General features: G+C 59.6%; 6 protein-coding genes. 1 reads left to right on the forward strand and 5 read right to left on the reverse strand.

All coding sequences use genetic code 11. The features are described 5' to 3' along the window. Positions 1-36: 36 nt before the first annotated feature. Entirely contained in the window at positions 37-9,378 is a 9,342-nt protein-coding gene (locus QMK55_RS21000; RefSeq protein ID WP_320329895.1) for a retention module-containing protein, read from the forward strand. A 217-nt stretch (positions 9,379-9,595) separates the two neighbouring features. On the opposite strand, the gene QMK55_RS21005 is transcribed toward QMK55_RS21000, so the two are convergent. The 5 genes from QMK55_RS21005 to QMK55_RS21025 all read right to left on the reverse strand — a co-directional run bounded on the left by QMK55_RS21005 (position 9,596) and on the right by QMK55_RS21025 (position 13,471). After that, the gene (locus tag QMK55_RS21005) at positions 9,596-9,955 is read right to left on the reverse strand and encodes a DUF6124 family protein (protein ID WP_220558299.1); all 360 of its coding nucleotides are present in this window, start codon (positions 9,953-9,955) and stop codon (positions 9,596-9,598) included. A 342-nt stretch (positions 9,956-10,297) separates the two neighbouring features. After that, a complete protein-coding gene (gene ptuB, locus QMK55_RS21010; RefSeq protein WP_320329896.1) occupies positions 10,298-10,945 on the reverse strand; it encodes a retron Ec78 anti-phage system effector HNH endonuclease PtuB in 648 nt (215 codons plus the stop codon). A 13-nt stretch (positions 10,946-10,958) separates the two neighbouring features. Next, positions 10,959-12,353 carry an AAA family ATPase gene (locus QMK55_RS21015; protein ID WP_320329897.1) on the reverse strand — a complete coding sequence of 465 codons (1,395 nt, stop codon included), beginning with the start codon at positions 12,351-12,353 and terminating at the stop codon, positions 10,959-10,961. A gap of 124 nt (positions 12,354-12,477) precedes the next feature. Further along, complete coding sequence (locus QMK55_RS21020) at positions 12,478-12,873, reverse strand: YbaN family protein (protein ID WP_320329898.1); 396 nt, start codon at positions 12,871-12,873, stop codon at positions 12,478-12,480. A 10-nt stretch (positions 12,874-12,883) separates the two neighbouring features. Continuing rightward, entirely contained in the window at positions 12,884-13,471 is a 588-nt protein-coding gene (locus QMK55_RS21025; protein WP_102355310.1) for a YecA family protein, read from the reverse strand. Between the last annotated feature and the right edge of the window lie 338 nt (positions 13,472-13,809).

A 13,809-nucleotide genomic window follows, 5' to 3' on the forward strand; every position in this document is an offset into this window, starting at 1 on the left:
CAGTGCCGACGGTGGTCGGCAGCGGAGGAATTTCACATGGCAACGCTCATCGGGATCGTCACTAAAGTCATTGGTCAGGTTTTTGCGCAGGGCACCGACGGCACGCGCCGCGCCTTGGTCAAAGGCGACCGCCTGTTTGCCGGCGATCAAGTGATCACCGGCGCAGAAGGCGCCGTCGCCGTTCATCTGCAAAACGGCCATGAGTTGACCCTGGGCCGCGACAGCAGCATGACCATGTCCGGGCAACTGCTGGCCAACCAGGCGGTGCACGTCGATTCCCCTGAAGCGCTGACGCCGAGCGAAGCGCAACTGACCGATGTCGAGCAGATCCAGAAAGCCATCGCCGCCGGTGAAGATCCGACCAAAGCCGCGGAAGCGACCGCTGCCGGTCCAAACGCACCGACTGGGGTACCAGGCGAGGCGGGTGGCGGCCACAGCTTTGTATTGCTGACCGAAGTAGGCGGGCGGGTGGATCCGGTCATTGGCTTCCCGACCGCCGGTTTCAATGGCATTCCCGAGTTTCCCGAAGAGCGCCATAACGTCGTCATCGACAATGGCGACAACACGCCAATCGTGCCGCCGCCGGTGAACAATCTGGTGACGCTCAGCGGCCTCGCGGTACCCGGGGGCGAGTTGACCCTCAACGAAGCCAATCTGCCTGACGGCTCCTCGGCCAATCCCGGCGCGCTGACTCAGAGCGGCAGCTTCACGGTCTCGGCGCCGGACGGTCTGAGCAGCCTGAACATCGGCGGCATCAACGTGATCAGCGGCGGCGTGGCGGGCGGATTTCCACAGTCGATCACCACGCAACTGGGCAATACCCTGACCATCACCGGCTACAACGCCGCGACTGGAGTTGTCAGCTACAGCTACACCCTCAACGGCAATGACGCGCACCCGGCCGGTGACGGCGCCAATAGCCTCAGCGAACATTTCACCGTGACCGCCGGCGACAGCAATGGCGACAGCGCCACCGGCTCGCTCGACGTCAACATCATCGACGATGTGCCCAAAGCGGCGAATGACAGCAACGCCAACACCGCCTCGGAAACCCTGTTGACCCTGACCGGCAACGTCCTGACCAATGATGTGCAAGGCGCTGACCGCGTGCCCACCGGCCCCGTCACCGCCGGTACATTTACCGGGACGTTCGGTACCCTGGTGTTAAATGCCAATGGCACTTACACCTACACCCTGAACACCAGTGACGCCGATTTCAAAGCCCTGCACGGCGGTGGCAATGGCACTGAAACCTTCACCTACACCATCACCGATTCCGATGGTGATATCAGCACCGCCAACCTGGTGCTGCAGATCCACAACAACGACGATCCGGTGGTGATCAACGGGTTAAGCGTTGAAGGTGGCGAGCTGACGGTTTACGAAAAAAACCTCAGCACTGGCAGCGAGCCGGATTCCACCGCGCTGACCCAAAGCGGCACCTTCAGCATCACGGCGCTGGATGGCGTCACCACGCTGACCGTCGGCGGCATCGCTGTCGTTACCAATGGCGTGGCCGCAGGCTTCCCGCAATCGATCACCACACCACTGGGCAGCACGTTCACGATCACCGGTTTCAACGCCGCCACCGGAGTGGTCAGCTACAGCTACACCCTCGATCACAACGACGCGCATCCGACCGGCAATGGCGCCAACTCATTGCCTGAGCAATTCGCCGTCACCGTGGTCGACGACAACGGCACGACTGCCAATGCGACCCTTGATGTGAACGTGGTCGACGACCTGCCCAAAGCGCTGAACGACAGCAACACCGGCACCGCCTCGGAAACCAACCTCACGCTGACCGGCAACGTCCTGACCAACGACGTCCAGGGCGCCGACCGTGTGCCCACCGGCCCAGTCACCGCAGGCACTTTCACCGGTACCTACGGCACCCTGGAATTGCACACCGACGGCACTTACACCTACACGCTCAACCCAACCGATGCGGACTTCAAAAACCTGCATGGCGGTGGCAATGGCACGGAGAACTTCACCTACACCATCACCGATTCGGATGGTGATACCAGCACCGCGAACCTCGTCCTGCAAATCCATAACAACGATGACCCTGTGATCATCAATGGCTTGAACGTTGATGGGGGGGAGCTAACAGTCTTTGAGAAAGACCTCGGCACCGGCAGCGCCCCGGATTCCACTGCATTGACGCAAAGCGGTACTTTCACCATTACCGCACTGGACGGCGTTACGACGCTGACCGTGGGGGGGATTGCCGTGGTCACCAACGGCGTGGCCGCAGGCTTCCCGCAATCGGTTACCACGCCGCTGGGCAGCACGCTCACCATCACCGGCTTCAACGCCACAACCGGTGTTGTGAGTTACAGCTACACCCTCGATCACAACGATGCGCATCCGACCGCCAATGGTGCCAACTCGCTTTCGGAACAGTTCGGCGTCACGGTGGTGGATGACAACGGCACCACTGCCAACGCAACCCTTGATGTGAACGTGATCGACGATCTGCCTAAAGCGGTTAATGACAGCAACAATGGCACCGCCTCGGAAACAACCCTCACGCTGACCGGCAACGTTCTGACCAACGACGTCCAGGGCGCCGACCGCGTGCCCACCGGCCCAGTCACCGCAGGCACTTTCACCGGTACCTACGGCACCCTGGAATTGCACACCGACGGCACTTACACCTACACGCTCAACCCAACCGATGCCGACTTCAAAAACCTGCATGGCGGTGGCAACGGCACCGAGACGTTCACCTACACCATCACCGACTCGGACGGCGATACCAGCACCGCCAACCTGGTCCTGCAGATCCACAACAACGACGATCCTGTGGTGATCAGTGGCCTGGACGTCAACGGCGGCGAACTGACGGTTTACGAGAAAAACCTCAGCACCGGCAGCGCGCCTGACGCCAATGCCCTGACCCAAAGTGGCACCTTCACCATCACCGCGCAGGATGGCGTCACCACGCTGACTGTCGGCGGCATCGCCGTGGTCACCAACGGCGTGGCCGCAGGCTTCCCACAATCGGTCACCACACCGTTGGGTAGCACCCTGACCATCACCGGTTTCAACGCCGCCACCGGCGTAGTCAGCTACAGCTACACGTTGGATCACAACGATGCGCATCCGACCGCCAACGGCGCAAACAACCTGCCCGAGCAGTTCGCCGTCACCGTGGTCGACGACAACGGCACCACCGCCAACGCAACCCTCGACGTCAACATCATCGACGACCTGCCCAAAGCGGTTAATGACAGCAACACCGGCACTGCGTCAGAAACCAACCTGACCCTGACCGGCAACGTCCTGACCAACGACGTTCAGGGCGCCGACCGTGTGCCCACCGGCCCAGTCACCGCAGGCACTTTCACCGGTACCTACGGCACCCTGGAATTGCACACCGACGGCACCTACACCTACACGCTCAACCCAACCGATGCCGACTTCAAAAACCTGCACGGCGGTGGCAACGGCACCGAGACGTTCACCTACACCATCACCGACTCGGACGGCGATACCAGCACCGCCAACCTGGTCCTGCAGATCCACAACAACGACGATCCCGTGGTGATCAGTGGCCTGGACGTCAACGGCGGCGAACTGACGGTTTACGAGAAAAACCTCAGCACCGGCAGCGCGCCTGACGCCAATGCCCTGACCCAAAGTGGCACGTTCACCATCACCGCGCAGGATGGCGTCACCACGCTGACTGTCGGTGGTATCTCCGTGGTCACCAATGGCGTCGCTGCAGGCTTCCCGCAATCGGTTACCACACCGCTCGGCAGCACACTGACCATCACCGGCTTCAACGCAGCTACTGGTGTTGTGAGTTACAGCTACACCCTCGACCACAACGACGCTCACCCAACGGCCAACGGCGCAAACAACCTGCCCGAGCAGTTCGCCGTCACCGTAGTCGACGACAACGGCACGACCGCCAACGCAACGCTCGATGTGAACATCATCGACGACCTGCCAAAAGCAGTGAACGACAGCAATACAGGCACTGCATCAGAAACCAACCTGATCCTGACCGGCAACGTCCTGACCAACGACGTTCAGGGCGCCGACCGCGTGCCGACTGGCCCAGTCACCGCCGGCACTTTCACCGGCACTTACGGCACTCTGGAACTGCACACCGACGGCACCTACACCTACACGCTCAACCCAACCGATGCGGACTTCAAAAACCTGCATGGCGGTGGCAATGGCACGGAAACCTTCACCTACACCATCACCGATTCGGACGGTGATGCCAGCACCGCGAATCTCGTCCTGCAGATCCATAACAACGATGACCCTGTGATCATCAATGGCTTGAACGTTGATGGGGGGGAGCTAACAGTCTTTGAGAAAAACCTCGGCACCGGCAGCGCCCCGGATTCCACTGCATTGACGCAAAGCGGTACTTTCACCATTACCGCACTGGACGGCGTTACGACGCTGACCGTGGGGGGGATTGCCGTGGTCACCAACGGCGTGGCCGCAGGCTTCCCGCAATCGGTTACCACGCCGCTGGGCAGCACGCTCACCATCACCGGCTTCAACGCCACAACCGGTGTTGTGAGTTACAGCTACACCCTCGATCACAACGATGCGCATCCGACCGCCAATGGTGCCAACTCGCTTTCGGAACAGTTCGGCGTCACGGTGGTCGATGACAACGGCACCACTGCCAACGCAACCCTTGATGTGAACGTGATCGACGATCTGCCTAAAGCGGTTAATGACAGCAACACCGGCACCGCCTCGGAAACCAACCTGATCCTGACCGGCAACGTCCTGACCAACGACGTTCAGGGCGCCGACCGCGTGCCGACTGGCCCAGTCACCGCCGGCACTTTCACTGGTACCTACGGCACGCTGGAACTGCACACCGACGGCACCTACACCTACACGCTGAACCCCACCGACGCCGACTTCAAAAACCTGCACGGCGGTGGCAACGGCACCGAGACGTTCACCTACACCATCACCGACTCGGACGGCGATACCAACACCGCCAACCTAGTCCTGCAGATCCACAACAACGACGATCCCGTGGTGATCAGTGGCCTGGACGTCAACGGCGGCGAACTGACGGTTTACGAGAAAAACCTCAGCACCGGTAGCGCTCCGGATGCCAATGCGCTGACCCAAAGTGGCACCTTCACCATCACCGCGCAGGATGGCGTCACCACGCTGACTGTCGGCGGCATCGCCGTGGTCACCAACGGCGTGGCCGCAGGCTTCCCACAATCGGTCACCACGCCGCTCGGCAGCACGCTGACGATCACCGGTTTCAACGCCGCCACCGGCGTAGTCAGCTACAGCTACACGTTGGATCACAACGATGCCCACCCAACCGCCAACGGCGCAAACAACCTGCCTGAGCAGTTCGGCGTCACGGTGGTGGATGACAACGGCACCACTGCCAACGCAACCCTTGATGTGAACATCATCGACGACCTGCCCAAAGCGGTTAATGACAGCAACACCGGCACTGCGTCAGAAACCAACCTGACCCTGACCGGCAACGTCCTGACCAACGATGTGCAGGGCGCCGACCGTGTGCCCACCGGCCCAGTCACAGCAGGCACTTTCACCGGTACCTACGGCACCCTGGAACTGCACACCGACGGCACCTACACCTACACGCTGAACCCAACCGATGCCGACTTCAAAAACCTGCACGGCGGAGGCAACGGCACGGAAACCTTCACCTACACCATCACCGACTCGGACGGCGATACCAGCACCGCCAACCTGGTCCTGCAGATCCACAACAACGACGACCCGGTGATCCTCAACGGCCTCGACGTCAATGGTGGCGAACTCACGGTCTACGAAAAAAACCTCAGCGACGGCAGCAGCCCCAACACCCCGGCCCTGACCCAGAGCGGCACCTTCACCGTGACCGCGCTCGATGGTCTGCAAACCCTCACCGTCGGCGGCATCGCCGTGGTCACCAATGGTGTCGCTGCAGGCTTCCCGCAATCGGTCACTACACCGCTCGGCAGCACGCTGACCATCACCGGTTACAACCCGGCCACGGGCGTGGTGAGTTACAGCTACACGCTGGTGGACAACGAGGCTCACCCGACCGGTAACGGCGCCAACAGCCTCACCGAGAACTTCAACGTGGTCGCCACCGACGGCGATGGCAGCACCGCCTCCGGGCAGATCAACGTCAATATCATCGATGACCTGCCGACCGCGAAAGCCGACACCGGCTCGGTGGTGGAGGGCGGTACGGTCAATGTCAGCGTGCTGGGCAATGACGTTACCGGTGCGGACGGCGCAGCGGCGGGCGGTGCAGTGGTCGGCGTGCGCGCCGGCGGCGACACTTCAAGCTCGGCGATCGGTGGCCTCAACAGCAACATCAACGGCACCTACGGCTACCTGACTCTGGATGCGGCGGGCACCGCCATTTACCACAGCAACCCGAACTCGGTGAGCCCACCGGGTGCCACCGACACCTTCACCTACACCATCCGCGACGGTGACGGCGACGAAAGCACCACCACCATCACCATCAATGTGGCCGACAGCAAACTCGTAGCCTCGGTCGATCAGGATGTGACGGTCTATGAAAAAGCTCTCGACCTGACCAAGGACGGCCAGGATCTGGCCCCCGGAACGGTGACCGGCAGTGATCCGAGCAATACCGGCGAAACCGCCACCGGCACGCTGGTCGGCGCGGTCACTGGCGGCAGCGGGGCGATCACTTACACCCTGGTCGGCAGCGCCACCGGCACTTACGGGCAGATCCAGCTCAACGCCGACGGCACCTACACCTACACCCTGACCTCGGCGCCGAAAACCACGCCGAACGCCAACGACGGCGCCAACACCCTGAGCGAAAGTTTCACCTACAAAGCCACTGATGCGCTGGGCAACAGCACCACCAGTACGCTCGTGGTCAACATCGTCGACGACGTGCCAAAAGCTGTACCTTCGGATCGTTCGGTGGCGGCGGTGGAGATCGATTCGAACCTGCTGATCGTCCTCGACATCTCCGGCAGCATGGTCGATCCGTCAGGCGTGCCGGGGCTGTCGCGGCTGGATCTGGCGAAACAGGCCATCAGTGCCTTGCTCGACAAATATGACGACCTTGGTGATGTGAAGGTGCAACTCGTCACCTTCAGCAGCAGTGCCACCGACAGAACGTCGGTGTGGGTTGACGTGGCAACCGCCAAATCGATTCTCGCCGGCCTCACGGCGGGTGGTGGCACCAACTACGACGCGGCTGTGGCGATGATGCAAAACGCCTTCAACACCTCGGGCAAACTCACCGGGGCGCAGAACGTCGGCTACTTCTTCTCCGACGGCAAACCGACCACCGGCCAGGAGATCGGTACCGCCGACGAGACCGCGCTGAAAAACTTCCTCGATGCCAACAACATCAAGAACTACGCGATTGGCCTGGGCAGCGGCGTGAGCAACGCCAACCTCGACCCGCTGGCCTATGACGGCATCAGCCACACCAACACCAACGCAGTGGTGGTCACCGACCTCAATCAACTCAACTCGGTGCTGTCGGGCACCGTGGAAGGGGCGCCGGTCACCGGTTCGCTGCTGGGCGAGGGCGGTACGTTCGGTGCCGATGGCGGTTTCATCAAATCCATCGTGATCGACGGCACCACCTATACCTATGACCCGCGCGCCAACAGCGGCCAGGGTTCGTTGACCCCAAGCGGCGGCACCAACCACGGCACGTTCAACACGGTGAACAACACGCTGAGCATCGCCACCAACAACAGCGGCACACTGGTGATCAACCTCGACACTGGCGATTACAGCTACACCTCGCAGAAAACCACCACCACGGTGATCACCGAGAACATCGGTTTCACCCTCAGCGACAACGACGGCGACCTCGCCAGCTCGACGCTGACCGTGAAAGTGATCCCCAACTCGCCACCGGTGGCGGCGGACGATCACGTCATCACCAACGTGCTGTCGAGCAGCGTCACAGTGCCGGGCGAACTGTTGCTGGCCAACGACACCGATCCCGACGGCGACACGCTCAACGCTTCGCCTACCGCGTTCAACACTGGTTGGGTGGCCAAGGGCGCGGACTTCACCGGCACCGGTGCGATCAACTTCGCCGGCACCGGCAACACAGCCGCCAACCAGAGCCTGGCCGATGTGCGCAACGCGTTTGCGGCCAATACCGCAGCGATGACGGCAGTACTGGTGGTCAGCGGCTACCTCGGCGCGGTGACCAACGCCAATGCCAACGATGAAGACCTGATCACCGTCAAACTGAAACAGGGCGAAACCCTGAACCTGGATCACAACCTGGCGGCCGGCCACGTCACGATGGAGTACTCGGTCAACGGCGGCGCGTTCACCAGCATCGCCGACGGCGGCACCATCACCGCCAGCGCCGATGGCACTTATCAGATCCATGTGACCAACATCAGCAACACCAGCGGCAGTAACCCGACGGCAGCGGAAAACTACCAACTGACCATGACGGTCAACTACGCCGGCGCCCACGACGTGACGCCGGACTTCAACGGTACCTACACCGCCAACGACAACCACGGCGGCAGCGACACGGCCAACGTCAGCATCACCTATCAGGATGGTCATACCCTCACCGGTACCGCAGGCGACGACATCCTGGTAGCCGGCACTGGCAACAACATCCTCAACGGCGGCGACGGCAATGACGTGCTGACCGCCGGCTCCGGCAATAACGAGATGCACGGCGGCGCCGGCAACGACTTGCTCTACAGCGGCCCGGGCAACGACATTCTCGACGGCGGCACCGGCATCGATACGGTCAGCTATGCTCATGCCACCGCCGGGGTTACGGTCAACCTCGGCCTGCTCGGTGCGCAAAACACCATTGGCGCCGGCACCGACACCCTCAGCAATATCGAAAACCTGGTCGGTTCGAACTTCAACGACACCCTGACCGGCGACAACAATAACAACGTGATCAACGGCGGCCTCGGCAACGACATCCTCAACGGTGGCGGCGGTGACGACCTGCTGATCGGCGGCATGGGCAACAACACCCTGACCGGCGGCCCGGGCGCCGACACCTTCCAGTACCTGAAGGGCAACACCGGCCACGACACCATCACCGACTTTACCCCGGGCACCGACAAGCTCGACCTGTCGCAACTGCTGCAAGGTGAAAACGGCACCACGGCGTCGCTCGACGACTACCTGCACTTCACCGTCACCGGCAGCGGCGCCTCGGTGCTCACCAGCATCGACGTCAGTGCCCTGGCCGGCGCCACGCCGAACCAGACCATCGACCTGGCCGGCGTCAACCTCGCCAGCCACTACGGCGTGACCCCGGGGGCGGGCGGGGTGATTGCCAGCGGGCATGACACGGCGACGATCATCAGCGGGATGTTGAATGATCATTCGTTGAAGGTGGATACGGTGTAAGCGGCTTTTGATTCGGGCCTGAAACGACAAAACCCGCCGCCCCGGTTATGGGGCGGCGGGTTTTGTCTGTCTGATGGTATGGCGTTGCTCATTCGTGATCGTTCCTACGCTCTGCGTGGGAATGCAGCCGGGACGCTCCGCGTCCTCTCCAGAGCCGAACGCAGAGCGTCCGAAGAGGCATTCCCACGCAGAGCGTGGGAACGATCGGTTGTCTGGCCTACTGCGGCAACTCCAGATTATCCATCACCCGATTCACCGCCAACTCCCCGAGCATGATCAGTTGCGCAATCCCCAACAGCGTCCTGCGCTGCGACGCGGGTATGAGGTGGGCGAAGTCATGAGCGATGGTTCTGGCTGAGGCGAGTGTTTCGCTGGCATCGGCCAGCAGTTCTTCGTTTTTGAAGTCTGCGGTCACGGCGTACATCCGGCGGGTTTTTCGGGGCGGTGGGGGGGAGCCGGGTGGGCAGAGATAGTGGTCGAGGGCGCGCTCGGCGGCGTCGTTGAGCTTTTTTGAATCGAGGGATTCGTAGGGTGAGGCGAGATCGGTTTCGGGCGGGTTGGGTGTTGGTTTGATCATGGTGATACTCCGTGGTCGATTTGGCCGCCACGGCTCATCGCTAAACAAGTAAAGGTGGCGGCTGTACGCAGGTTAGCGATCCGGGTCACAGAAACCCCGGGTAGACCCGAAGGTCTCCCACGCACAGCCACCATGACGCCAAGTGCAGATAGACAAAGCTGCAATTGAGACTGGGGATTGAGCGTCTGTAGGGTATCGGATCGCTAAACCCGATCGCTGATTCGTCAGCGACCAACCCACAATAAAACCCGAGCCCAAGGCGCACAAGCCGGCGGATTCTGGCGTAGCTGTAGGCAAAGGCGCAAGGGTGTGTAGCCTGTAAGGCGTGTCTGGAGGTGTCTTTTAAACAGCCTGAGATTTCGACAGGGTGTGTCGGATAGCTGTAGAGAATGGCAGATGTGCGGTGTTCTGAATTTCGCCTTCCAGAAACGCTAGAAAGTCGTCCGGCGAAAAATCATCGGCTATAGCCATCAGCTCCTGGACAGTCTGCAGATGCGGGCGAATAGCCTCTCGTCTTATGGCACGCAGGGCGCCGTTTTGTGCGTCAAGATTGAATAAACGTAACGTCTCGACGGCACGCGTCCGTGCTCGAACATCGAGGTTGGCAAGAGGGCTGATTGTGCCGTCGCTGACAAAAAGTAAATAGCCATCCGGATCATCTTCGTCAGGTTTGAGCAGGTCTCTGTGATCATAGGGCGGGCAATTGTCTTTGAAATTTCCGCAGGCTTCCTCCCTACAACATGAGTGGAATAGATTGGTCCATTCGAAGGTGCCCTGCGGATAACTGCGTCTTTGTCGAAAGTGCTCGATATGCGAAAGTCCTGGCACGCTGATATCCGCTTCACAGTAGGCGCAACGAGTATCTTGCATCGCTTGAAGGCACTGGCGGATTTGGTCTCTATCTGCGTGTGTCACATCAACCCATCGATGTAATCCATGCCTATATCCAGCAAGACAGTTTGGAGTAGCAGTTCGAATCAGTTTTCGCATTCGCCCGACTTCCTTATTTTTGTTGTGTCAGTTGTTTGCGTTTGAATGTTTCAAGGCGAATCAACCGATCACAATCAAGCATGACGGGGTGTTGTGTCTCAAAGTGCGTGTCCAGATATTTTCGCAATGACAGTCCTTGGTCCGACTCATGCAGATCTTGCTGAATCAAGGCTTTATATTCGCTCAATTTGCGAGAGGGTTCATTGTCTGGTGTGGGGTCAATACCCATGATGTATGCCAGAACCTGAGAACTGGTGACGCCCTGAGTTTGTTGATCGACATTACTTATTCTAACGTGACGGCAATTGTCGTCAGTCACTGTATGCAGCACACGGATACACGTTGCCTGAACGGAGGTAATTACTTGCGGGCTATGTGTGGTGACGACGAACTGGATGTTCGGAAAGGCGCCGAGCAGATCGGGTATGACCGTTTGCTGCCAAGCAGGATGAAGGTGCATATCGACTTCATCGATCAGCACCACTCCCATGCATTGGCGTGGCGCGGTGCTGCCGAAGTGAGGATTCAGCTTTACGCAGCGATAGGCAATATCGGCTGCCAAGGCAACTATGTTGCGAATACCGTCGCTGAGTTGGCTGACTTTCAGCACGCCATGTATTGGATGCTCCAACACCAAATCTGCGAACTCACTACTGTAGGCAAGATTTCTCCATCCAGTTTGTGATTCAAGCATCGAGTTGACTGTGTTCTGAACTGCTTTGACTGGATTCAAAAACTCGTCTTTAACATCGAACGTTGTTTGTCCTCGTTCAAGACTGCGAATTTGTTCTTCACGATAGGTACGAAAAATTCGTGTGTACCATTTGCTGAACTGCTTGTAGTTGGAGGCAGGGTCAAGGCTGTCTCGATAACCATAGGTTCTGGAAAGTTCGGCGTTATCGATGGGTTCAGAGGTAGGCGTGTTATCCCTCCATAGGCGACTCGTACCGTAATAGGCCAGCACAGGTAAATCGATCGGTTTGGTAACGTCCATTAATACGTTATGAAAGATCCAGCCTTGCAAATCACGAGCTTTGTTCTCCAAAGCCCTTGCACCTTGGTCGCTGCGGGTTTTCGTTCCTTTGCGAATACTGATTCGACTGCGTGACCAGGAAATGGCAGCACTCTGAAAATCAGCATGAGCCGTCAGGCGAACTGGAAGAGAGGGTTCCATTTGATGCGCCTCGACGGGGCGTAAAAAAACATCGTCAGGCTGAATGCCCGTCAAAGGAGCGTTACCCAAATCAAATCCGCGAACAAAGGGCCACAACGCCACTTTGATAGCGTCCAGCAAACTTGTCTTGCCCTGACCGTTGCGCGCAACCAGCAGCGTCAGCTGTTCATTGAGTTCCAGTGTCAGCGCGGGGAAGCAGCGGTAGTTTTCCAGATCGAGCCTGATCAGTTTCAAAGACTTTCCTCCATGTGAACCGATTCCAGGCTACGGCAGTGGCTATATTGGCGGGGACCGATGTGGTGCAAATTCTACTGTGAATGAATACAGGTGAATACATGCTCACTGCTAACGGCGTGTTTCAGGATTTGCGCAGTGTCTTCTGCCGCAAAATATAAACCGTCACCAAAACCGCACTCGTCAACATGAACCCCCGCGCCCACGGCAGTGGCACCAGGTAACACGAAAACACAATGCTCGCCCACATCAGGCCGATCGCATAGACCTTGCCCTTGAGCGGAATGCCGTTGCCATTGAGGTAGTCACGGATCCATGGCCCGAGCTTCGGGTGCTCGACCAGCCATTGATAGAAACGCGGAGAGCTGCGCGCGAAGCAGGCCGCTGCGAGCAGGAGGAAGGGCGTGGTGGGCAGGACGGGCAGGAAAATCCCGATCACCCCCAATGCCACGCTGAGCCAGCCGATGGCCAGCAGCAAGTAGCGCAACATCAGGGGACGGTTGCCTATGGGGTTGTCCATAGGCTGGTTCTTAGTGGTGACGTGGCTTGAGGATCGCCGGTTTTTCGTCTGGCGCCTGGCACAGCAGGTACAGCGCGGTCAGGGCTTCCGGGATCTGCACGATCATGTCGTCCATCAGGTTGGCGTCCTTGGCGATGTCTTCGAACTCTGGCTGTTCGTCGAACAGGCCCGAACCGACCATGATCGGCAGGAGCATTTCGCTGACTTCCTCTTCGGCGGTCTCGAACCAGGCGGCTTCACGCAGGAATACGCCTTCCATGAAACCGATGCACCAGCCGCGCAGTTCGGAATCGTCCGGCTCTTCGCCGAGATCCAGGTCACATGGCAGCTCGAATTCTTCATCGGAGGCCAGTTGACGGGCGATGTGCGCCTTGAGGCCGATCAGCGTGGCTTCGATTTCTGCGCGCTGGGCGTCATCGGCGTAATGCGGTTCTTCAGCGAACAGGGCGTCGATCCACTCACGCTCCGGTACGTCTTCGGCACAGATCGACAACGCGGTCAGGTAACCGTGGGCGGCCACGTAATCCAGCGCCTCTTCGTGCAGCTCGTCGGCGTCGAGAAAGACTTGCAGGCGGGTTAGTTGCTCAGCGAAGGACATTACGGGGCTACCTTGGGGGAATAAACAATGCGGGAATTCTAGGCCTTCTTGAGCGCTCAAGCCAGCCGCACGGCAGATTTGCCGGCTACAACACAAAACCTGTAGGAGTGAGCCTGCTCGCGATAGCGGTGTGTCAGTCACTTTGATGCTGGAAGTGCCGCCGTCATCGCGAGCAGGCTCACTCCTACAGGGAGTTATGTGTGGCAGATTAATCAGTGTCTTCTCAGCGGCACCCCCTGCCGGGGAGGGCTCGGGTATACTGCCGCGTTTTGCGCTCCCTGCCCGTATTGCGGCTGTCATTGCAATGCGCTCTTACGTTTTGTTTAAGCAGCCATGGC

This window comes from Pseudomonas sp. P8_229, assembly GCF_034008635.1.
Taxonomy (GTDB): domain Bacteria; phylum Pseudomonadota; class Gammaproteobacteria; order Pseudomonadales; family Pseudomonadaceae; genus Aquipseudomonas.